General features: G+C 70.1%; 18 protein-coding genes and 1 rRNA gene. 3 read left to right on the forward strand and 16 right to left on the reverse strand.

Features of this window, described 5'->3' with window-relative positions; translation table 11 throughout:
- Positions 1–8: 8 nt before the first annotated feature.
- The 3 genes from topA to ACWF62_RS18510 all read right to left on the reverse strand — a co-directional run bounded on the left by topA (position 9) and on the right by ACWF62_RS18510 (position 4,052).
- The gene (gene topA, locus ACWF62_RS18500; protein WP_452630916.1) at positions 9–3,020 is read right to left on the reverse strand and encodes a type I DNA topoisomerase; all 3,012 of its coding nucleotides are present in this window, start codon (positions 3,018–3,020) and stop codon (positions 9–11) included.
- Positions 3,021–3,124: 104 nt separating this feature from the next.
- Positions 3,125–3,709, reverse strand: a complete 585-nt coding sequence (locus tag ACWF62_RS18505; protein WP_378507524.1) for a hypothetical protein — start codon at positions 3,707–3,709, stop codon at positions 3,125–3,127.
- A gap of 139 nt (positions 3,710–3,848) precedes the next feature.
- Positions 3,849–4,052: a cold-shock protein gene (locus ACWF62_RS18510; RefSeq protein ID WP_005515803.1), complete on the reverse strand. Its 204-nt coding sequence runs from the start codon at positions 4,050–4,052 to the stop codon at positions 3,849–3,851.
- A gap of 376 nt (positions 4,053–4,428) precedes the next feature.
- On the opposite strand from ACWF62_RS18510, the gene ACWF62_RS18515 reads away from it, so the two are divergent.
- Positions 4,429–6,741: a DEAD/DEAH box helicase gene (locus ACWF62_RS18515; protein WP_452630917.1), complete on the forward strand. Its 2,313-nt coding sequence runs from the start codon at positions 4,429–4,431 to the stop codon at positions 6,739–6,741.
- 25 nt (positions 6,742–6,766) lie between these two features.
- Here ACWF62_RS18515 and ACWF62_RS18520 read toward each other — a convergent pair whose 3' ends face one another.
- The 8 genes from ACWF62_RS18520 to ssd form a co-directional block, all read right to left on the reverse strand.
- The gene (locus tag ACWF62_RS18520; RefSeq protein ID WP_378507526.1) at positions 6,767–9,229 is read right to left on the reverse strand and encodes a lysylphosphatidylglycerol synthase domain-containing protein; all 2,463 of its coding nucleotides are present in this window, start codon (positions 9,227–9,229) and stop codon (positions 6,767–6,769) included.
- Between the two features lie 142 nt (positions 9,230–9,371).
- A complete protein-coding gene (locus tag ACWF62_RS18525; protein ID WP_378507527.1) occupies positions 9,372–9,704 on the reverse strand; it encodes an Rv3654c family TadE-like protein in 333 nt (110 codons plus the stop codon).
- Positions 9,701–10,069, reverse strand: coding sequence for a TadE family type IV pilus minor pilin (locus tag ACWF62_RS18530; RefSeq protein ID WP_452630918.1), 369 nt, complete (start codon positions 10,067–10,069; stop codon positions 9,701–9,703). The genes ACWF62_RS18525 and ACWF62_RS18530 overlap by 4 nt, the downstream gene beginning before the upstream one ends.
- On the reverse strand, positions 10,066–10,221 hold the full coding sequence (locus tag ACWF62_RS18535; RefSeq protein WP_378507551.1) for a DUF4244 domain-containing protein: 156 nt from the start codon (positions 10,219–10,221) through the stop codon (positions 10,066–10,068). The genes ACWF62_RS18530 and ACWF62_RS18535 overlap by 4 nt, the downstream gene beginning before the upstream one ends.
- A 123-nt stretch (positions 10,222–10,344) precedes the next feature.
- Complete coding sequence (locus ACWF62_RS18540; RefSeq protein ID WP_378507529.1) at positions 10,345–10,932, reverse strand: type II secretion system F family protein; 588 nt, start codon at positions 10,930–10,932, stop codon at positions 10,345–10,347.
- The gene (locus ACWF62_RS18545; RefSeq protein WP_378507530.1) at positions 10,929–11,732 is read right to left on the reverse strand and encodes a type II secretion system F family protein; all 804 of its coding nucleotides are present in this window, start codon (positions 11,730–11,732) and stop codon (positions 10,929–10,931) included. Before ACWF62_RS18545 ends, ACWF62_RS18540 begins: the two co-directional genes overlap by 4 nt.
- Entirely contained in the window at positions 11,729–12,901 is a 1,173-nt protein-coding gene (locus tag ACWF62_RS18550) for a TadA family conjugal transfer-associated ATPase (RefSeq protein ID WP_378507531.1), read from the reverse strand. The genes ACWF62_RS18545 and ACWF62_RS18550 overlap by 4 nt, the downstream gene beginning before the upstream one ends.
- Positions 12,898–13,986, reverse strand: coding sequence for a septum site-determining protein Ssd (ssd, locus tag ACWF62_RS18555; protein ID WP_378507532.1), 1,089 nt, complete (start codon positions 13,984–13,986; stop codon positions 12,898–12,900). The genes ACWF62_RS18550 and ssd overlap by 4 nt, the downstream gene beginning before the upstream one ends.
- Before the next feature lie 308 nt (positions 13,987–14,294).
- Between ssd and ACWF62_RS18560 the strand changes: the two genes are divergently transcribed.
- Entirely contained in the window at positions 14,295–15,113 is an 819-nt protein-coding gene (locus ACWF62_RS18560; RefSeq protein ID WP_378507533.1) for an HAD family hydrolase, read from the forward strand.
- Positions 15,114–15,547: 434 nt separating this feature from the next.
- Here ACWF62_RS18560 and ACWF62_RS18565 read toward each other — a convergent pair whose 3' ends face one another.
- Positions 15,548–16,297 carry a Fic family protein gene (locus ACWF62_RS18565; RefSeq protein ID WP_378507534.1) on the reverse strand — a complete coding sequence of 250 codons (750 nt, stop codon included), beginning with the start codon at positions 16,295–16,297 and terminating at the stop codon, positions 15,548–15,550.
- 38 nt (positions 16,298–16,335) lie between these two features.
- Positions 16,336–16,779 (reverse strand): VOC family protein, encoded by a 444-nt coding sequence (locus ACWF62_RS18570; RefSeq protein WP_378507535.1) that lies wholly within the window; start codon positions 16,777–16,779, stop codon positions 16,336–16,338.
- Between the two features lie 208 nt (positions 16,780–16,987).
- On the opposite strand from ACWF62_RS18570, the gene acs reads away from it, so the two are divergent.
- A complete protein-coding gene (acs, locus tag ACWF62_RS18575; protein ID WP_378507536.1) occupies positions 16,988–18,931 on the forward strand; it encodes an acetate--CoA ligase in 1,944 nt (647 codons plus the stop codon).
- Between the two features lie 61 nt (positions 18,932–18,992).
- On the opposite strand, the gene rocD is transcribed toward acs, so the two are convergent.
- From rocD to rrf, 3 genes are all read right to left on the reverse strand, one after another.
- A complete protein-coding gene (gene rocD, locus ACWF62_RS18580) occupies positions 18,993–20,210 on the reverse strand; it encodes an ornithine--oxo-acid transaminase (protein ID WP_378571229.1) in 1,218 nt (405 codons plus the stop codon).
- Positions 20,207–21,070 carry a dimethylargininase gene (gene ddaH, locus ACWF62_RS18585; protein ID WP_452630919.1) on the reverse strand — a complete coding sequence of 288 codons (864 nt, stop codon included), beginning with the start codon at positions 21,068–21,070 and terminating at the stop codon, positions 20,207–20,209. Before ddaH ends, rocD begins: the two co-directional genes overlap by 4 nt.
- Before the next feature lie 1,112 nt (positions 21,071–22,182).
- Positions 22,183–22,275 (reverse strand): 5S ribosomal RNA (rrf, locus tag ACWF62_RS18590); the annotation flags it as partial.

Genomic DNA, 22,275 nt, shown 5'->3' on the forward strand with positions numbered 1-22,275 from the left:
CGGTTGCGTCAGTCCTCGGCTGCGGGCTTCTTCGCTGGCGCCTTCTTGGCGGCGGCCTTCTTCGCCGGAGCCTTCTTCGCCGCCGTCTTCTTCGCCGCCGTCTTCTTCGCTGGCGCCTTCTTCGCGGCGGCCTTCTTCTTCACCGGTCCGCGAGCACGCCTGTCCGCCAGCAGTTCCGAAGCGCGCTCGTCGGTGATGGTCTCCACCTCGTCGCCCTTGCGCAGGCTGGCGTTGGTCTCACCGTCGGTGACATAGGGGCCGAAGCGGCCGTCCTTGATCACCATCGGCTTGTCCGTCGCCGAGTCGTTGCCGAGCTCGCGCAGCGGCGGCGTCGCGGCACCCTGCCGTCCCCGCCGCTTCGGCTCGGCGTAGATCTTCAGCGCCTCCTCAAGGGTGACGGTGAACATCTGCTCCTCGGTCGCCAGCGACCGGGAATCGGTGCCCTTCTTCAGATACGGGCCGTATCGGCCGTTCTGCGCGGTGATCTCGTCCTTCGACTCGGGGTCGACGCCGACGACCCGCGGCAGCGACAGCAGACGCAGCGCGTCCTCCAGGGTCACGGTCGCGACGTCCATCGACTTGAGCAGCGATCCGGTCCGCGGCTTCGGGCCCGTCGCCTTCTTGGCTGCCTTCTTCGCCACCTTCTTCGCGGGCGCCTTCGTCGCGACGGCGGCGGTGCCGCCCGATGATGCGGCGGCGGTGCCGCCCGATGATGCGGCGGCGGTGCCGCCCGATGATGCAGCGGCGGCCTCCCCGGTGTCGGCGGGCACCGGAACGATGTCCGGTTCCGGCGTCGGTTCGGGCTCGGGTTCCGGCAGGATCTCGGTGACGTAGGGGCCGAAGCGGCCTTCCTTCGCGACGATCTCGTGTCCGGTCAGCGGGTCGACCCCGAGCTTGCGGCCGTCCTGCGGGGTCGCGAACAGCTTCTCCGCGTACTCCCGGGTGAGCTCGTCGGGCGGCAGGTCATCGGGCAGGTTCGCCCGCTGCGAGATCGAATCACCGTCGGGGTCGTCCGGGTTGACGACCATCCGTTCCAGGTACGGGCCGAATCTGCCGACCCGCACGTGCACCTCGCGGCCCTCGGCATCGTCGAACAGGCGGATCGAATTCACCTCGCGGGCGTCGATGCCCTCGAGGTTCTCACCGACCATCTTCTTCAGTCCACCGGCCCGGGCAACCGAACCCTCCGGCCCCTCGTCGCCACCGAAGTAGAAGCCGGACAACCAGTTTCCGCGCTGTTCGCGACCCCCGGCGATCTCGTCGAGGTCGTCCTCCATTGCGGCAGTGAAGTCGAAGTCGACGAGCCTGCCGAAGTGCGCCTCGAGCAGGCCGATCACCGCGAACGCCACCCACGACGGGACCAGCGCGCTGCCCCGCTTGTATACGTAGCCGCGGTCCAGAATCGTCTTGATGATCGACGAGTAGGTCGAGGGCCTGCCGATGCCGAGTTCCTCGAGCGTCTTGATCAGGCTGGCCTCGGTGAACCTGGCGGGCGGGTTGGTCGCGTGCCCGTCCGGGTCCAGCTTGGTGGCCGTGACGCCCTGGCCCGCGACCAGCACCGGCAGCCGGGACTCGGCGTCGTCGGACTGGCCGCCGGCCTCCTCGTCGACGGATTCGACGTACGCCTTGAGGAATCCGGGGAAGGTGATGGTCCGGCCGGACGCCGAGAAGGTGCACTCCTCTCCGGTGCCCGCGGTGCCGGTGATCCGCAGCGTCAGGGTGGTGCCGCGGGCATCCTGCATCTGCGAGGCGACGGTGCGCTGCCAGATCAGCTCGTACAGCTTGAACTCGTCGGTGCCGAGCTGGCTATGCAGCTGGCCCGGCGTCGCGAACACGTCACCGGCGGGCCGGATCGCCTCGTGCGCCTCCTGCGCGTTCTTCACCTTGCGGGTGTACTGCCGCGGCGACGGGCTGACGTACTCGGCGCCGTACAGCTCGGTGGCCTGCGCGCGGGCCGCGTTGATCGCCGACTCGGACAGGGTCGTCGAGTCGGTACGCATGTAGGTGATGTGGCCGTTCTCGTACAGCCGCTGCGCGGTGCGCATGGTCCGCTCCGACGAGAAGCGGAGCTTGCGGGCCGCCTCCTGCTGCAGCGTCGACGTCATGAACGGCGCGTACGGCTTGCGGGTGTACGGCTTGTCCTCGGCGGACGCCACGGTCAGGTCGACGCCGTGCAGTGCCTCCGCGAGGGTCCGCGCGGCGGCCTCGTTCAGCACCGTCACACCCGTCGACTTGAGCGCGCCGTCGGCACCGAAGTCGCGTCCGGTGGCGACACGGTTGCCGTCGACCGCGACCAGCCGGGCGCCGAAGGCCCGCGGGCTGGCGGACGCGCCCGCGTCGAGGGTGGCGGCGATGTCCCAGTACTCGGCGGAGTTGAACGCCATGCGCTCGCGTTCGCGCTGCACGATGACGCGGGTCGCCACCGACTGCACGCGGCCCGCCGACAGCTTCGGCATGACCTTCTTCCACAGCACCGGGCTGACCTCGTAGCCGTACAGCCGATCCAGGATGCGGCGGGTCTCCTGCGCGTCGACCAGGTCCTGGTCGAGGTCGCGGGTGTCCTCGGCCGCGGCGAGAATCGCGGGCTTGGTGATCTCGTGGAAGACCATCCGGCGGACCGGGATCTTCGGCTTGAGAGTCTCAAGGAGGTGCCAGGCGATGGCCTCGCCCTCCCGGTCGGGGTCGGTCGCGAGGAAGAGTTCGTCGGCGTCTTTGAGGAGACCCTTGAGCTCGGTGACCTTCGACTTCTTGTCGGGGCTGACGACGTACAGGGGCTCGAAGTCGTGGTCGACGTTGACGCCGAGCCGCGCCCAGGATTCGCCCTTGAACTTCGCGGGCACGTCCGCCGCGCCGCGGGGCAGGTCGCGGATGTGCCCGACCGACGCCTCGACGACATAGTCCTTACCCAGGTAAGGGGCGATTTTACGGGCCTTCGTCGGCGACTCGACGATCACGAGCCGACGCCTCCGGCCGGCAGCGGTGGTGGTGTCCCCCGCCGTGTCCTTGTCCCGAGTTGCCACGTCCCTGCCTGCACCTTTCTCGACCTGTACTTCGAGCGTTCACCCGGCTACCAGGGTGACACATCGCGGATCAATCCTCGCAGATCAGATCCGCGACGACCGTTTTACACCCGGGGCCACGCCGCCGACGCCGCCGCCCCGGGTGGTGGCCCGCCGATGTTCTCGAGTAGCCGGGTGAGTCGCCGGTGGCCGACGATGCGCAGGCCCGGGGTTGCGCCGCGGGTCCCGAACAGCGTCGGCGCGATACCCGCGCGCATCAGCGACTGGGCAAGGATCGGGTGGGTGTCGGGGGCCCGCGGATCGAGCCCGAGGACGAACCGGTCGCCGTCGTTCTCCGCGTGCCCCGCGGCGAGCGCCCACGCGCGGAGGGCGCGGGGCCCCGGCACCCATCCGGGTGGCACCGACTTGACCGCACCCCGCGTCCAGCGGACGGCCAGCACCGCGAGGTCGGGGACGGACGCGGTCCGGACCAGCGGGCTGCCCTCGTCCGAATGGGTGAGTTCGGCGACCAGGCCCGCGTCCTCGATCATCTCGGCCACGGCCGCGGCCCGCCACTCGGAGTCGACGACCACCGAGAGCCTGGCCCGGTCCGCGGCGGCCACGATCTGCCCGGGGCCTGCGAGGAGGCCGTCGAGGTCGGACACCTCGGGGGGCACCGTCTCCGCGGAGAAGAACGACAGCTGGTTCACATCTGGGACAGTAATCCCGCCCAGCACGGTTTTTCAGCGCACGCGACGCGCGGCGGTCGCGGGCGCCCGCGAACACGACTCGTCCCCCGGCACCGTACGGTGGCGGGGGACGAGAGATTCGTACCTGGTTACAGGCGAATCAGATGGCGCGAACGCCGGTGGCCTGCGGGCCCTTGGTGCCCTGGCCCACCTCGAACTCGACGCGCTGGTTCTCCTCGAGGGTGCGGAAGCCGCTGCCCTGGATCTCGGAGTAGTGGACGAAGACGTCAGCGGAGCCATCCTCGGGTGCGATGAAGCCGAAGCCCTTCTCCGCGTTGAACCACTTCACAGTGCCCTGTGCCATGCTTTTCCTTCTCTTTCTAACACCGGATGCGGCGGACGGCGCTCACAGCCCGCCGGGCCGGTTCCGACCGCTGTACCGCTGATTTCCCCCTCAGGAAAAGCATCGAGCACCGCGCTCGCAACATCGTCCTGCGAGCGCGTACACGAACACAGAAGCTGCGACCGCGTGTTAGTCAACCACGCTTCTCCCGACTGCAACAGTCGAAAATCCATAAAGAAATGATCTTGTTGCCTTCTACCGGCTGGTAACCGCAGCTCAGCGCCACCGACGTACCGAAGACGGGCCTCGATGCCCGCGCGAATCGGCGCCAACAGTAGCATCAAAACCCCAGGTCGGACAGTGCGATCTGGTCAACACAGAACTCGGAGATCACGCAGTGGGCGAGAGCTACGGACGTCAACTCCTCGATCGAGTCCTCGCCGGAACCACGGCCAACGACGACCCCCTCACCCATGTTGCCGACCTGCCCGCCCGCGAATCCCGGCACGCCGACTGGCCGGACTGGGCGAACCCGCGGGTGGTGTCGGCATTTGGCGCGACCGGCATCCCGAAACCGTGGACCCATCAGGCGCGGGCAGCGAGCCTCGCCGCCGCGGGCAGCAACGTGGTCGTCGCCACCGGAACCGCGTCCGGAAAGTCCCTCGCCTACCAGCTCCCGGTGCTGACCGCACTCGCCGACGACCCGAGGGCCACGGCGCTGTACCTGGCGCCGACGAAGGCCCTCGGCGCCGACCAGATCCGCGCCGTCATCGCCCTGTGCGACGAGGCCGACGAACTCGCCGACGTCCACCCCGCCGCGTTCGACGGTGACACCCCGCAGGAGGTACGCCACTGGGTGCGGGCCAACTCGCGGTGGGTGTTCACCAACCCCGACATGCTGCACGTCGGCATGCTCCGCTCGCATCAGCGGTGGTCGCACTTCTTCCGCAGGCTTCGCTACGTGGTGATCGACGAGTGCCACTCCTACCGGGGCGTGTTCGGTTCCAACGTGGCGCTGGTGCTGCGCAGGCTGCGCCGCATCGCCCGCCGGTACGCCGCCGACCCGGTGTTCATCCTGGCCAGCGCCACCACCGCCGATCCAGCGGCCGCGGCCACCCGGCTGATCGGCGCCCCCTGCGAGGAGGTCGTCGACGACGGCTCCCCGCACGGCCCCCGGACCGTCGCCCTGTGGGAGCCACCACTGCTCGAGGACGTCACCGGGGAGAACGGCGCCCCCGTGCGGCGCGCCGCGAGCAGCGAGGCGGCCCGGATCATGGCCGACCTGATGATCGAGGGTGCCCGGACGCTGACCTTCCTCCGTTCCCGCCGGGGTGCGGAATTGACCGCCATCGGCGCCCGGCGCCACCTCGCCGAGGTCGACCCCGACCTGGCCGGCCGGGTTGCGGCCTACCGGGCCGGTTACCTGGCCGAGGACCGACGCGAGCTCGAGTCGGCGCTCGCCGACGGCACCCTGCTCGGCGTCGCGACCACCAACGCACTGGAACTGGGCGTGGACATCGCCGGGCTGGACGCGGTCGTGGTGGCGGGATTCCCCGGTACCGTCGCCTCGTTTTGGCAGCAGGCCGGTCGGTCCGGTCGCCGGGGTGAAGGATCCCTGGTGGTGCTGGTCGCCCGCGACGACCCGCTCGACACCTACCTCGTGCACCACCCGGCCGCGTTGCTGGACAGGCCGGTTGAGGCCACCGTCACCGATCCGAGCAACCCCTACGTGCTGGGTCCTCAGCTCCTCTGCGCGGCGATGGAGCTTCCGCTCAGCGACAGCGAGGTGGCCGAGTTCGGCGCCCTTGACCTGCTGACCGGGCTGGCCGCACAGGGCCTGATCCGGCGGCGCGCGCACGGCTGGTTCGTCACCGCCGAATCCCACCCGCACGCGGCGGTGGACATCCGCGGCGGCGTCGGGCATCAGGTGGCGATCGTCGACGCCGACTCGGGGCGCCTGCTCGGCACCGTCGACGGCGGACGTGCACCGGCAACCACCCACCCCGGCGCCGTCTACCTGCACCAGGGTGAATCGTTCGTCGTCGACACCCTCGACCTCGACGAGGGCCTCGCGCTGGTCCACCCCGAGACACCCGAATGGACCACATCGGCGCGCGAGAACACCGATATCACCATCACCGGTGTCCTCGACCAGGCCGACCACGGACCGGTCACCGTCGCGCTGGTCGAGGTCGAGGTCACCCACCAGGTGGTCGGCTACCTGCGCCGGTTGCCGTCCGGCGAGGTGCTCGACGCGGTGGAGCTGACGATGCCCGAGCAGACCCTCCCGACCCGCGCCGTGATGTACACGGTCACCCCGGACCTGCTTGAGTCGGCGGGCATCACCGCCGACCGGTTCCCCGGTGCCCTGCACGCCGCCGAGCACGCGGCGATCGGACTGCTGCCGCTGGTCGCGACCTGCGACCGCGGCGACATCGGTGGCGTGTCGACGGCGCTGCACGCCGACACCGGGCTGCCGACGGTGTTCGTCTACGACGGGCATCCCGGCGGTGCCGGCTTCGCGGACCGCGGGCACGCCCGACTGCGGGACTGGTTGACGGCGACCCGCGACGCGATCGATGCCTGCGAGTGCGTCGCGGGCTGCCCGTCGTGTGTGCAGTCGCCCAAGTGCGGCAACGGCAACAACCCGCTCGACAAGCCCGGCGCCGTCGCCCTGCTCACCGTCGTCCTGGGCACCCTCCCCCGCTGACCGCCCCTAGGCTCACCCCGAGGGGTTAGACGAGGTCGTTGCGCTGCAGCCAGCGCAGGGTGGGCCAGCCGATGACGACGGGCAGCCAGCAGGTGAGCACCCGGTACAGCAGCACCGCGGGGACCGCGATCGAGGCGGGGACACCGAACGCGGCGAGGCCACCGATCAGCGCCGCCTCCACGGCACCGACGCCGCCGGGGGTGGGCGCCGCGGAGGCGAGGGTGCCACCGATCATCGTCACGATCGTGACGGTGACGAACGCGACGGAGCCCCCGAAGGCCTCCACGCTCGCCCACAACGCGAGGGCCGCGCCGAGCGTGGTTGCCGCGCAGCCGCCGACAATGATCAGGAACCGGCCGGGATCACGCGCCAGGTCCACGAGCTCGGCCGTCAGGTCCGCGATCTGCGGGCGCAGATCCTCGCTCAGCCAGCGCCGCAGCTTCGGGACCACCATGAACGCGCCGACGACCCCGAGCAGCACACCGGCGATCAGGTAGACGATCGTGGCGCTGGGAATGAAGTGCGACAGGTCCGCGCTCTTGCCCGCGGCGACACTGAACACGATCAGCAGCCCGATGTGGGTGACCACCTGCACGGTCTGCTGCAGGGCGACCGCCGCGGTGGCTCGGACGCCGCCGAGGCCGTTGTGCTGCAGGAACCGCACGCTCAGTGCGAGTCCCCCGACCCCGGCCGGGGTGGTGGTGGCCGCGAAGGTGTTCGCGAACTGCATGACGGTCAGGTGCCGGAAGTTCACCGACTCGGACGCGCACGCCCACAGCGCGGCGGCCGCCCCGACGTAGGTGAGCCCGGACACCGCCAACCCGAGCAGCACCCACCACCAGATCACCGACCCCATCTCGGTCAGGAAGGTCGGAACCTGACTGACGAACGGGTACGCGACGTAAACCAGACCGATCAGCAGCGCGAGCTGGATGAGCTGGTTCCTGGAGAAGCGGGTGACCTGCTCGTTCCGGATCACCTCGGTGTCCGTCCTGGCCCGGACCTCGGCGCGGGTCGCCGCCATCAGCGCGCCGGGATCGCGGACCACCCGCCGGATCCGATTCGGGGTCGCGGTCCGCGTCAACCGCCCGGACGCGGCGATCACCCGGTCGGCCCCGACGGTGTCGACGGCCGCGGACACGGCCCGCTCGACTCCGTACAGGTCGGCGGTCACCAGCAGCAGCTGCGCGACGTCAGCGAGCAGCAGCGAATCGGACGCCCCCACCTCCGTGCGCGCGAACCCGTCGAACAGGGCGGCGTCGTCGTCGATGCGGATGTTCTCGGGGCGCAGGTCTCCGTGCGACATCTGATGCGCGTGCAGTCGGTTCAGCCCCTCCCACGCCGCGGCGAGATGACCGAGGTCGTACCTGTCGAGCGGCACCCCCCGAGAGGTGGTGTGCGCGTACATCATCCACCCCCGGTCCAGGACCGCTACCGCGATCGGGACGTTGGCGGCCAGATCGAGCGCGCCGAACGCCGTTGCCATCAGCGCCCGGTGCTCCACGGCACGACGCAGCGACGCAAACGGGGGCAGTGTCTCGGAACTGCGGAGGGTCAGCCACCGGCCCGCCTGCCGGACGACGCCCTCGGTGCGCTGATGCTGCCCGAACAGGTCGAGGATCAGCGTCGTCTCGGTCACGGCGGGCGCCTCGCCGCCGGACGACTCGGTGTCGGCGGGGTGCTCCGCTGGCGGGAAGGGCCCGTCCCCGACGCCTGCTCCGGGCTCCAGGCGGCAGCGGGCGGCAAGCACAAGCGGGCCCGGACCGGCGGGGCTGAGGACGGTCAACTCCTGCACGCCGCGGCCGCGCCGGCCGAGCACCCGCAACGCGAGGTCGACGGGCACCTCCAGTGCCGGGGTTCCGACGAACAGCACCACCAGCGCCCCGACGAACCACCCGGCGGTCAGCCCGAGCATGGCGCGGGCCGGGACCGTCGCACTGACGAACAGGTGGATCGGGACGAAGGCGAGGAGCAGTACCCACCACAGCCGACGCCACCGGCGCGGCAACCACGGGCCGCACACCGTCAACACCGCGGCGAGCATCGCGATCCATCGCGAGTCGTCAAGGAACTGGGATAGGAAGGTGTCCCGGTGTTCGCTCAGGTCGAGGTGCCATTGGGGTGCGGCGATCCCGTCCCCGGTGATCGACAGTGCGACCCCGGCAAGCAGCGCCGCTGCGGCATAACCGGCGAAGAGCTTCCACCGCCGACCGAACACGATGCCGACCAGGATCGCGAATGGCAACGCAAGGATCGCGACGCCGTACAGGGAGTAGACGCGGTTGGACAGTTCCGGGGAGGCACCACCGATGAGGTCGGAGATCGAGTTCTCCAGCGACTCCCACCGCCCGCGGGTCAGGTACGACACCACCACCACCGCCACGACGGCCAGCCCGGACAGCACCACCCGCAGCTGGTCGCTGGTCCGCCGTCGCAGCGGCTGCAGCAGCCTGCCGTGAACCGGGACCTCCCGTCCGTCGACTCTCATACCGCGCTACCCGGCACGGGCCCGCAGTCGCGGTGCGGGACGATACGTCTTGATCACACCGGGAATCCTGCCATTGCCGCTCTCGGGCGCCGACAAGGATCTGTGCGTGTTGCCGATCGGTCGCTGCGGACCGCGCCCGAAGTCAGCCGGGACCGGCCCGGGCCGCCGCGGTCGCCGCCCCCGTCCCGACCGGCACCGGGACGGTGACGGTCAGGATGGCGTCCCAGCCCTCGAAGCGGCAGTCCCGCACCACCCCGCCCATCCGCCCGGCAAGGTCCCTGGCTGCCGCGCAGGCGCCGGTCTCGCCGAGCTCGACCGAGGTCGCCGCCGCCAGCGCCCCGAGGTCGGCGGCCGCCTGCGCCCGGTGCCGGGCCACCACCGCCGAACCGACATGCCCGACCGCGACGACGACCGCGACAAGCGCCAGCATCACAAAGCAGGACAGGACGCTCGCCGAGCCCCGCTCGTCCTTCATCCCGGCCCCTCCGCGGGCGCGGACTCCTCCAGCACCGCGACCGCCTCCGCCGACACCTCAAGCGCGGGCAGCAGCGCGGCGTCCACCCGAACACGAACCGTCACCAGACCGTCCGCCTCCTGCAGGTCGATGCGGGCCCCCGCTGGCGCCACCCGGCGCGCAACCGGAACCGCCCGGTCCCGGTCGCCACGCGCCGCCAACCGCGCCGCCTCCCGCGCGGCGTCGATGCAGCGCACCTGCGCGGTCACCGCGAGCACCGCTGCGACACAGAGCATCACGACCAACACGATCGCTGACAGGGCGATCGCCGCCTCGACCGTGACCGCACCCCGATCGTCGAGCACCGGGGTGCGGGCGCGGGTCACACCGAGGTGCTGAGCGCCTTGTCGATGATGCCGGTCAGAGCGGAGACGATGCTGTCGCCGGTGACGACGGTGTACAGCACCGCACCGAACGCCGCTGCGGCGATCGTCCCGATCGCGTACTCCGCTGTCGACATGCCGTCGTCCGCGACCATCGCGATCGTCAGCCTCGACCGCAACTGACGAGCCCCCGCGCGAATCGTGCGTAATCCGTTGTTCGACACGATATTCCCCCTTGATCTGCGCCACGGCCCTTCCGCGGCGACATCCATGTGCGGTCACAGCAGGCCCCCGTCCAGGACACCGGCGGCGAGGCCGATCACGACCGGCGCGATGCCCAGGCACAGAAATGCGGGGAGGAAACACAGGCCGAGCGGCCCACTGATCAGCACTCCCGCTCGCTCGGCCGCGGCGACCCCCCGGTCCTCGACGGCGGCACGCTGATCGGCGGCGAGCTCGGTCATTGCCTCCGCGAGCGCGGAACCCGAGCGAGCCGAGCGGCGGGCGATCCGCGACAGCGCCTCCACCTCGGGATGCGAATTCGCCTGCTGCCACGCGGTGTCGGGTTCGGCCCCGAGCGCGAGCAGGTTCGCGGCCCGACGCAGCGCGCCTGCGAGCGGTTCGGGGGCCCGTTCCGACACAGCGGACGCCGCGGCTGCGGTCGTCAACCCCGCCCGCATGCACGCCGCGAACAGGTCATGGCAGGCGGCGACCGCAAGCGGGTCCGGGGGTTCGACGACCGTGCGGTGGTGCGGCACCCGACGCGTGTCGCGGCACACCACCGACCGCACTCGCCGTCGGGCGACGGTCGGCCCCGGCGCAGCGAGCACCGCCAGCGCGAGAGCAAGCCCCGCGGCCGCGATCACGCCGACACCCGCTGGGTGATCCGGTCGGCCCAGGCAAGTCCACCGCACGCCAGGGCGGTGCCGACCACGAGGAGCGTCCCGCCGACACCACCGGACAGGAGCACCCGCACCGGTGCGGCACCCGTCATCTGCCCGAGCCCGACACCGAGCAGCGGAAGCCCGGCCAGCACCGCAGCGGTTGCCCGCGCACCCGCCAGCCCGGACTCGACCCTCGACCGAAATCTGATCCGTGCCACCAGATCCGACCGCGTCGCGTCGAGTAGATCGGCGAGCGCAATGCCGTGACGCTCGGCGATCCGCCAGGCGGCGGCGATGCGCTCGACGTCGGTCTCGATTCCCGCGTCCCGCCCCCTCTGCGCCCCCGCGACGAGCCCCTGCGCCGCACTGCCCCCGAGTCGCGCGGTCGCGGCGGCGGACCGGAAGGCCTCGGATGCCGCACCGGTCGACTCCTTGGCGGCGCCCAGGCATGCCGACTCGGGGTTGGCGCCCACCCGCAGATCAGCGACCGCCGCCTCGAGTCCCGCCAGCAGCGAGCGCGTCTGATCGTCGCGGCGCCGACGCCGACGCCCACGGCGGATTCGATGCACCAGCGTTGCCAGGACGATCCCAGCGGCCGCACCGGCCGTCGGCTCGACGAACGCCAGAGCCGCTGCCACAGCAGCGGCGAGTGCCGGGGCACTCCTGCGCAGCGCGCGGGGGGCCGATCCCGCGTCCCCGACCGGTCGACGCAGCCGGCGTCGGGCACCCGAGGCCGGCGCAACGAGCAGTGCGATCGCGCCGAGCATCAACGCCGCAGTCACCGCTCGGCCCTGCCCAGCAGGAGCCGCAGGTGGTCGGCGCCCGGGCCCCACCCCTCCGGGCGCCAGGCAGACACCACCACCACCTCGTTCCCAGGATCCCGTTCCAGCACTGCTATTTCGGCAACCTCGCGATGCCCGTTCGGGGCCCTGCGGCAGTGCAGGATCACCTGCACCGCGGCGGCGAGCTGGCTGTGCAGCGCGGCGCGGTCCATCCCGCCGAGGGCGGCGAGCGCCTCGAGCCGCGCGGGCACCTCCTCCGGCGAGTTCGCGTGCACCGTGCCCGCTCCGCCGTCATGGCCGGTGTTCAGCGCGGTCAACAGATCCACGACCTCCGCACCGCGCACCTCACCGACGACGATGCGATCGGGCCGCATCCGCAGCGCCTGCCGGACCAGATGCCGCACCGACACCTCCCCCATCCCTTCGACATTCGCGGGTCGGGCAACCAGCCGAACGACGTGCGGATGGCTCGGCGCCAGTTCGGCGGCGTCCTCGACACACACGATCCGCTCGCGCGGGGACACGGTTGCCAGCAACGCGGCGAGGAGGGTGGTCTTGCCCGCCCCGGTGCCCCCGACCACGAGAAACGCCAACCGGGCAGCAATGATTCGACGCAGCAGGTCGTGAGATTCCGCGGTCAGGCTTCCGGATCGCCGCAGCATGTCGAGGCCCTGGGTCGCCGGCCTCAACACCCGCAGCGACAGGCAGGTCCCCGCCTGCGCCACCGGGGCCAGCACCGCGTGCAGACGGATCCCGAAGTTCGTGCCAGGGGTCCCCGGCAACCGGCCGTCGACCCAGGGCTGAGCGTCGTCGAGTCGGCGACCGGCCGCGAGTGCCAGGCGCTGCGCGAGTCGACGCACGGCCGCCTCGTCGGCGAACTCGAGGTCGGTGCGCTCCAGACCACTGCCCCGGTCCACCCACACCTCGTCCGGAGCCGTCACCAGGACGTCCGACACGTTGCACTCGCCGAGCAGCGGCTCGAGGATCCCGGTTCCGGTCAGCTCGGTCTGCAGGGTCCGCATCGCGTCCAGCAGGTCGGTGTCGCCGAGCACCCCGGACGACTCCGCGCGGATCGCCGCCGCCACCGCAGCCGGGGTCGGTTCGTCGGACGTGTGAGCGAGCCGTTCGCGGACCCGCTCAAGGAGATCCGGGGACACCAACCCGCTCACGATGCGCCCCCCGCAGCCGAAACGAGGTCAAGCACGGACGTTGCGGCACGCCGCAGCGGGGATCGGCCGCGCAGCCGCAGCCCACCCTGTTCGAGCGTGACGTCCAGGCGCGGCTCCGGCCGGATCGCGGCAACGACGGGAACGCCGAGCAGCTCCTCGACCTCGGTACCACTCAGGCCACCTGGCGACGGGCCCCGCACCACTGCAACAAGATTGGGATGCCGACCGCGGATTGCGGTGAGCAGCGCCTCGGCCGCGGCGACCGCACGAACCTGCGCGCCGACCACCACCACCAGGGCGTCGGCCAGGCTGACGACCGTCTCGGTGACCCCGCGCGAGTGGCGCGGCACATCGCACACCACCACGTCGCCAGCCGCCCGCCCGGCCTCGATGACGGCCCTCAGTGCCGCATCCCCCGGTTCCAGACGGTCGGGTCCCCGATCCCAGGACAGCACGGACACGCCGCCCCCGACGGAGGGCAGCGCGGCGTGCAGCGCCGACGCCGACACCGCGCCACCCTCGATGTGCAGCGACTGCCACCGCAGCCCGGGCCGGTGCTCGGCCCCGAGCAGCAGGTCGAGACCGCCGCCGAGGACATCGCAGTCAACGAGCAGGGAGCGACTGTCCGGGAATCGGGCGGCCCCGGTCAGGGCCACCGCGGCGGCCAACGTCGACGCACCCGCTCCGCCACGACCACCGATGACGGCGACGACCGGGCCGCTGCCGTCGCGTCCCTCGACCCGGCGGGCCAGTGCCGAAACCAGGTCGGCCTCGGCGGCGGGCAGGTCGAGCACCGATTGCGCACCGACCTCGGTCGCCACCCGCCAGTCGGGCAGATCGGGCGGCCCGGAGCAGACCAGGTGGATCCCGGCGCGCCGAGGCAACCCCGACAGCGCGCACTCCTTCGCCGACTCCCGGTCCACCACGATGTGCGCCGCACCGACCCACGCACCCCGCGGCACCACCGACCGGTGCTCGAGGACGTCGCGTCCGGCCGCGGCCCCGGCACGCCGAATGCCTGCGGCCAGTGCGTCGTCGACGGTGATCGCGAGCACGGGGGGCGCCCCGCTGCCGAGTGTGTCCATGCCATCGAGCCTGCGGTCGCCTGCGACGGACCGCCAGGGGGTGATGGCCGATTGTGGAGAACTTCGGGGCCTGTGGATAACCACGGCAGCCGAAACCGAAGAAGACCCCCGCCAGGGGGGGAGGAGGCGGGGGTCTTCGGAGTTCAGTCCCGGGGGGTCGGACTGAACACACCCGGATCAAGTCCCGGCGACTTGAATACTACACCCCGCGTAGTCGGAAATCGCAAGTTGAACTGGTCACATGTCCACCTCCGGCCGGGCCTGCCGCTCGACCGTCCTCCTGCCGGTCCGGCAACTACCCTGTAGCCGTGACGACGACCACGCGTGAGGCGCCAGGCACCCGGCGTGTCGCCGCCTTCTTCGACCTCGACAAGACCATCATCGCCAGGTCAAGCATCCTCGCGTTCAGCAGACCCTTCCTCGCTCAGGGCCTGATCAACCGACGCGCCGTCCTCAAGAGCACCTACGCACAGTTCCTGTTCCTGGTGTCCGGAGCGGACCGCGATCAGACCGAACGCATGCGGGTGCACCTCACCAACATGTGCGCGGGATGGGACGTCGACCAGGTACAGACGATCGTCGCCGAGACCCTGCACGACATCGTCGACCCGCTCGTGTTCGCCGAAGCCGCGGACCTGATCGCGGACCACAAGGCTCGCGGCCACGACGTGGTCGTTGTGTCGGCCTCGGGCGAGGAGGTGGTCGCGCCGATCGCCCGACTGCTCGGAGCGGACCTGTCGGCCGCGAGTCGGATGGCGGTGCGTGACGGGAAGTTCACCGGAGATCTCGAGTTCTACTGCTACGGCGAGGGCAAGGCCGAGGTGATTCGCGCCTTGGCAATCGCCCGCGGATACGACCTCGGCCGGTGCTACGCCTACTCCGACTCGTCAACCGACCTCCCGATGCTCACGGCGGTCGGCCACCCCACCGCCGTCAACCCCGACCGCAGTCTCCGTCGACACTCCATCGAAAACAGTTGGCCAGTACTGACTTTCTCGAACCCGGTGCCGATGCGCGCTCGGATTCCCGGGTCACCGACGGGGTCCGCGATCGCCACAGCCGCGGTCGGACTTGCCGCACTGGCGGCCGGCGCGTTGACGTACGGGGTACTACACCGACGCCGCTGACCGGCCTATCCTTCGGCATCGATCCAGGCATGACATAACCCTTGATGTGGGCGAGGTCACAGGGTACAAAGGAGTTACGGACGAACGGCAGGCCAGGATCGCATCGGAAGAGAAGAGGCGGTTCCCCCACCGGGAAATCCCAGCACGGACACCAGGCACCCACGCGGAGCGCAAGCCACTATAAGGGCAGAGTCGTTGTGGGCCTGCGTGACTCGGGCACACGCTGGCGAGAACCTTGCACAAGTTGCGGAGGCGAACCGGCGGTACTTGAGCCGACGCCGAGGCCGGAACACAGGCCAATTTGCACGCTTGGTAACCGGGTGGTCCGTGCTAGCGGGCGGCGAGGTCGGCGACAGTCGGCAGCGCCCCCCGCTTCGCGGTGCAGTCCGCGGCTGTTCGGAACAGCAGCGGCACCCACTGTCACGCAACCCGATTCAGCCTGATGCGGCCTCCGCAATGGAAAGCGCTTCCCGGGCACCGGCTTCGAGCGCGCCGCAGCACAGGATCACCCAGCCGCCGACTCCCTCGGCGGTACCCGATGCGAACCCGTCGGCCGCATCCCGATACGCCTGCTGCCGACGCAACCAACTGACCTCGGGAACACCGAGATTATGCGGGTCGAGCCCGGTGGAGACGGCCACCAACCGGGACGACGCACGCGCGACGACTCCATCCGCGGCACCGAACGGTCGAAGCGCCAGCAGTTCACCGTGCACAACCGCGGCGAGTACCGGCGCTGGCGCCGTCGTCCCGCCGGTCACGAGTTGGGCGAGCAGATCCAATCGCTCGCCGACGCCAGGTCCGGACCGGGGGCGCCCGAGGTCCGCGTCCCCGGCGACGAGCCCGGCGGCAGCGAGCAGGTGCAGCTTCGCCAACGCCTGCAGCGGCGCCCGCTGCCAGGTCGCGACGGTGGTCGTCAACGCGTCACCGTCCAGCGCTTGCGCGACCCGCAACGCACCGGTGAGCACCGGATCCCCCGCCTCACCTGCTCCGGGCAGTTCGGTGCTTCCGCCGTCGATCGAGGCCGACGCCCGGGCGGCCCGTACCGACGCCTCAGCGGCGGTGGTCGGCCATCCCCGCCGATTGCTCTTGTGCCGATGAACCTCACCGAGCGCGTCACGAGCCCGGTCGGCGGCGTCACGAACACCCGGCAGGTCGACCAGGGGCTGAAGAGGGTCGTTCACACCGGTCGACGCTACCCGTAGCGGCGCGGGCGGCGCCGTCAGGACGGGTCGAATGTGACCCGCCCGTCGGGATGCACCACCAGGCCGGGATTGTGCACGATCTCCCAGCGGTAGCCGTCGGGATCCGCGAAGTATCCGCTGTAGCCACCCCACGCGCGTCGGGCACCGTCAACCAGCAACGCCCCTCCCGCCTCGACTGCCGCGGTCAGAACCGCATCCACTTCCGTCTCGTCGGGGACGTTGTGACCGAGTGTGATCGCGGCCCGCGTACCACCGACGACCGGCGCTGCGGTCGGCCCCGCCTCCCGCGCCATCGCGTCGAGCGACCAGAACGCGAGCAGAACACCGCCACCGACCTGGAGGAACATCACCTCCCCCTCCACGAGAAGGGTGGCGTGCCACCCCAGGCCACCGACGTAGAAGTCCCGTGATCGAGCGACATCGGCGACCCCGAGCGTGAGGACATTCATGTGCTGATGCATGGCACCACCGAAGCATTCGCCAGGCAAGACCGCAGCCGACGCGCCGCCACTCGTCGCACGCGACCACCGCCGGTCGCGCCCGGGCGACCGGTCGCCGCAGGAACCGGGGTTGCAACCCGATGCAACGGTGCACCCATGAGGGGATGTGACTACCCTCACAACTGCGCCGATGAACGCATCACGACACTGAAACGAGGCTACGGGCGACATGACGAGCACCGCCGACACCAACGCCGCCGAGCACGGGGCCGAGATCTACCCGCCGAGCCCGGAGTTCGCCGCGCAGGCGAACGCAGGCCCGGAGTTGCAGGCGGCCGCGGATGCGGACCGGTTGACGTTCTGGGCCACCCAGGCTGAACGCTTGGACTGGGCAACGCCGTGGACGCAGGTCCTCGACTGGTCCGACGCCCCGGTCGCGAAGTGGTTTGTCGGCGGCACCCTGAACGTCGCCTACAACTGCGTCGACCGACACGTTCTCGCAGGCAACGGGGATCGGGTCGCGATCCACTTCGAGGGCGAGCCCGGCGACTCCCGGTCGTTGACCTACAACGACCTGCTCGCCGAGGTGTCGCGGGCGGCAAACACCTTCACCGAGTTGGGTCTGGTCGCCGGGGACCGCGTCGCGATCTACATGCCGATGATTCCCGAGGCGATCGTCACGATGCTCGCCTGCGCGCGACTGGGGCTGACGCACTCGGTGGTGTTCGCCGGATTCTCCGCGACCGCCCTGCGTTCCCGCGTCGATGATGCACAGGCGAAGCTCGTCGTCACCGTCGACGGGCAGTGGCGGCGCGGTCAGGCCGCACCACTGAAGCCGGCCGTCGACGAAGCGGTCGACGGGGCCGAATCGGTCGAGCACGTCCTGGTGGTCAAGCGGACCGGAATCGACGTCGACGTCGTCTCGGGCCGGGACCTGTGGTGGCACGAAACCGTCGACCGAGCCTCCGATCAGCACGAGGCGCAGCCCTTCGACGCGGAGCACCCGCTGTTCATCCTGTACACCTCCGGCACCACCGGGAAGCCGAAGGGCATCATCCATACGTCCGGCGGGTACCTGGCCCAGGCGTCCTACACACATCACAACGTGTTCGACCACAAGCCCGGCAAGGACGTGTACTGGTGCACCGCCGACATCGGGTGGGTCACCGGGCACTCCTACATCGTCTACGGCCCGCTGAGCAACGGCGTCACGCAGGTCGTGTACGAGGGGACGCCGAACTCCCCGAATGAGCACCGGCATTTCGACATCATCGAAAAGTACGGCGTCTCCATCTATTACACGGCCCCGACGCTGGTGCGGACATTCATGAAGTGGGGCCGGGAGATCCCCGACGCGCACGACCTCTCGAGCATCCGACTGCTCGGCAGCGTCGGTGAGCCGATCAACCCGGAGGCATGGCGATGGTTCCGCGACGTCATCGGCGCCGGTTCCGCCCCGATCGTCGACACCTGGTGGCAGACCGAGACCGGCGCCATCATGATCTCCCCGCTTCCCGGCGTCACCGCAACCAAGCCCGGCTCGGCGATGGCGCCGCTGCCGGGGATCTCCGCGAAGATCGTCGACGACGAGGCCCACCCCCTCGGCCCCGGGGGGAACGGCTACCTCGTCCTCGACCAGCCGTGGCCGTCGATGCTCCGCGGCATCTGGGGCGACATGGAGCGTTACCGGGACACCTACTGGTCCCGGTACGCCGCGGAGGGCTGGTACTTCGCAGGTGACGGCGCCAAGTACGACGACGACGGCGCCCTCTGGGTGCTCGGCCGTGTCGACGACGTGATGAACGTGTCCGGGCACCGGATCTCGACATCCGAGGTCGAATCCGCGTTGGTCGGGCATCACGCGGTCGCGGAGGCCGCTGTCGTCGGTGCCGCGGACGAGACCACCGGGCAGGGCATCGTCGCATTCGTGATCCTTCGCGAGGGTGCCGCGAATACCGGTGAGACGCTGATCGCCGAACTCCGAGCACAGGTGTCGACCGAGATTTCGCCGATCGCCAAGCCCCGCCAGATCACCGTGGTGCCCGAATTGCCGAAGACCCGGTCGGGGAAGATCATGCGACGCCTCCTCCGCGACGTCGCCGAGGGCCGCGACCTGGGGGACACCTCCACCCTCGTCGACCCGAAGGTGTTCGACGCCATTCGCGGCAAGTAGCAGGGAACCGCCCGAGTCCAGCGTCGAGGCCCCGCACCTATCCGGGTGCGGGGCCTCGACGCTACCGGTTCTCGCGCAAGCTCGACTCCAACTGCTCTATTGCCCAGGTGATCTCGTCGCGTTCGATGACCAGCGGCGGGGCAAGCCGTAGTGTCCCCTCGTGGGCGTCCTTGGCCAGCACCCGGCGGGACAGCAACCGCTCGCACACCTCCCGCGCGGGCGGTCCACCCGGCGTGAGATCCACCCCTGCCCACAGCCCCCGACCGCGCACACCCGCAACGGCACCAACAGGTAGCTGGGCGAGAAGCGAATGCAGATGGGCACCGAGTTCGGCGCTCCTCCTTTGGAACTCCCCGGTCTCGAGCATGCGCACCACTTCGGTGGCTACCGCGCAGGCCAGCGGATTCCCGCCGAACGTGCTGCCATGCTGACCCGGCCCGATCACGCTCATCACCGGCCAATCCGCGACGACCGCAGACACCGGAACGATCCCGCCACCCAACGCCTTTCCCAGGATGTAGAGGTCCGGGACGACACCCTCGTGGTCGCAGGCGAACGTGTCGCCGGTCCGGCCGAGCCCACTCTGGATCTCGTCCGCCGCCATCAGCAGGCCCTGCGCATCGCACAGTGCACGAACCTCGGTGAGATACCCCGGCGGCGGCACCCGCACTCCGGCCTCACCCTGGATCGGTTCAATCAATACGGCGACGGTGTTGGGCGTGACGGCCTGCTCGACCGCCGCGATGTCACCGTAGGGAACCGACACGAACCCACGCGGGTAGGGCCCGAATCCATCGCGGGCCGCGGGGTCGGTGGAGAATCCGACGATCGTCACGGTGCGGCCGTGGAAGTTCCCATCGAACGTGATGATCTCCGCCCGACCCGGCGGGACACCCTTCACCTCGTATCCCCACCGGCGAACCAGCTTGATCGCCGTTTCGACGGCTTCCGCACCCGTGTTCATCGGCAGGACCGCGTCCTTGTTGCACAGCCCGCTCACCGCGGCACAGAAGTCCGCAAACAAGGAATGCTGAAATGCTCTGCTGGTCAAAGTAAGTCGACCCAGTTGCCGTTGGGCGACCTCGACGAGCCGCGGGTGCCGGTGCCCGAAGTTCAGCGCCGAGTAGCCCGCGAGCAGATCCAGGTGGTCGACACCGTCGATGTCGCGCACCCAGGCGCCCTGCGCGGACTCAAGGACCACAGGGAGCGGACGGTAGTTGTGCGCACTGTGTCGCTCGGCGCGTTGCAACTCAGCGGACGTTCGAAGGGACCCGCTCATGGCTGCGCCCCGCGACTCCATCCGTCCAGTTGGAGTGTGCAGCAGCTGATTCCGCCGCCGGACTTGAGGAACTCGGACATGTCGATCGGCACGGGATCGAAGCCGCGACCACGCAGTCGCGCCGCGAGTGCCGTTGCCTGTGCACTCAGGACCACATTGTGTCCGTCGCTGACCAGGTTCAGACCCAACCAGCGAGCATCGTCCTCGGTGGCGATGACGGCGTCGGGGAACATAGCCCGGAGCAGTGCAAGGCTGCGTGGGTCAAACGCGGAGGGAAGGTAGGCAATCGTGTGATCATCGAGGACGCCCATCGCCGTGTTGAGGTGGTAGTACCGGGGGTCAACGAGGTGGAGGGTGGCGACTCGTCGACCAAGGCGCCACTCCGCCTCGGAGTGGGCGCGTTGGTCGGTGCGAAATCCGGTGCCGGCGAAGATCATGTCGCCCACGACAAGAAAGTCGCCGCCGCCTTCGTTGACGAAGCGGGACGGCGTCGGAGTCCGCAGTCCGTGCGACTCGAACCACCGCATCACATGCGCGGCCTCCGGTGCACGGTGCTCGCTGCGATAGCGCGCACCCAGCGCGACACCATCGACGACAACGCCGCTGTCGGCCACGAACACCATGTCGGGCAGTCCCGGGACCGGATCGATGACATGCACGCGGTGCCCGAGGGCCCGATACGCCTCGACGAGACCATTCCACTGCTGTTCCGCAACGCTACGATCCACCGGCACAGTGGGGTCCATCCACTCGTTGATCCGGTATTCGACGTCGAAGTACGTTGGTGGACACATCAGAAAGTCACGCGTGGGCGGCATCAGCGGCGCCGTCCTGTTGGCAGACCTCGACGTCATCGTCATCTCGGACCCTCTCACGGCGGACGGTGACGTCAGTATCCGCGCCCAGCGCCGCTCCCGCCACTCAACGCGGCAATCCGGACAGCCTCCTAGCGCAGTGCACACGAGCGTTCGACACCGAACCCCGCCTGCGGGCGCCGCAGAATCCGTGTGCACACAGGTCCTGCCGCGTGCACACGAGAATTCGGCGCTCACCACCCCCGCGGACGTCGCATTCCCCGTGTGCACATACCTTCTGCAGCGCCCACACCGGTATTCGGCACTCAACGCCCCCGCGGACGCCGCATCCCCCCTGTGCACACGGCTTCTGCCGCGTGCACACGGGAGTTCGGCGCTGAATACCCGTGCGGATGCCGCATTTCCCATGTGCACACCTCGTCTGCGTGGTGCATGCCGGCGGTCGCGTGCGCCCCCGAGTCGAGGCCAGCAACACCCGTGCCGACCGGGCAGCGGTCGTGTGCACATAGCTGATGCGTGCACGTGGAAGGGTTGCGACGCGCGCAGAGAGGTTCGGCGCGCACCGGACCGCGAGCGAGTGGCACCCCCCGTGTGCACACGGCTTCTGCCGCGTGCACACCGGTGTTCGGCGCGCAATCTGTCTGCGGACGCGGCAGCGGGCGGGTGCACACCCGCGGTGTCACCGCCGCATGCGTTGGCTGGCGGGCGGCGTCGGTGCTGGGTCCGTGGTCGGGCCGGCGGCAGCGGCGTGGTCACCCGCACTGTGCACACGGCCTCTGCCGCGTGGTCACCCGCACTGTGCACACAGCCTCTGCCGCGTGCGCACCAGCATTCGACGCGCAACACCCCCGCGGACGCCACATTTCCCGTGTGCACACCTCGTCTGCGTGATGCATGCCAGCGGCCGCGTGCGCCCGGAGGCGAGGCCAGCAATACCCGTGCGCACCCGGCAGCGGTCGTGTGCACATACCTTCTGCCGCACCCACACCCGTGATCCGCGCTCAACACCCCCGCGAACACCACATCCCCCCTGCGCACACGGCTTCTGCCGCGTGCACACACCCACCCCACCGGGCGACCCACCCCCGAAAACGCCGAAAGCCCCGGAACCCAACCCCCCAAAAGGGGTCAAGTTCCGGGGCTCCCGAACAAGTAATGTACGGCGGTGTCCTACTCTCCCACACCCTATCGAGTGCAGTACCATCGGCGCTGGAGGGCTTAGCTTCCGGGTTCGGAATGGGACCGGGCGT

The sequence above is a fragment of the Rhodococcus sp. NPDC054953 genome (assembly GCF_053609225.1).

Coding starts and splice junctions, on each gene's coding strand:
- acs (WP_378507536.1), top strand. CDS start 16,988: ATGACGAGCACCGCCGACACCAACGCCGCCGAGCACGGGGCCGAGATC.
- ACWF62_RS18525 (WP_378507527.1), bottom strand. CDS start 9,704: ATGAAGGACGAGCGGGGCTCGGCGAGCGTCCTGTCCTGCTTTGTGATG.
- ACWF62_RS18535 (WP_378507551.1), bottom strand. CDS start 10,221: ATGGTCGCGGACGACGGCATGTCGACAGCGGAGTACGCGATCGGGACG.
- ACWF62_RS18520 (WP_378507526.1), bottom strand. CDS start 9,229: ATGAGAGTCGACGGACGGGAGGTCCCGGTTCACGGCAGGCTGCTGCAG.
- ssd (WP_378507532.1), bottom strand. CDS start 13,986: ATGGACACACTCGGCAGCGGGGCGCCCCCCGTGCTCGCGATCACCGTC.
- ACWF62_RS18570 (WP_378507535.1), bottom strand. CDS start 16,779: ATGCATCAGCACATGAATGTCCTCACGCTCGGGGTCGCCGATGTCGCT.
- rocD (WP_378571229.1), bottom strand. CDS start 20,210: ATGAGCGGGTCCCTTCGAACGTCCGCTGAGTTGCAACGCGCCGAGCGA.
- ddaH (WP_452630919.1), bottom strand. CDS start 21,070: ATGACGATGACGTCGAGGTCTGCCAACAGGACGGCGCCGCTGATGCCG.
- ACWF62_RS18510 (WP_005515803.1), bottom strand. CDS start 4,052: ATGGCACAGGGCACTGTGAAGTGGTTCAACGCGGAGAAGGGCTTCGGC.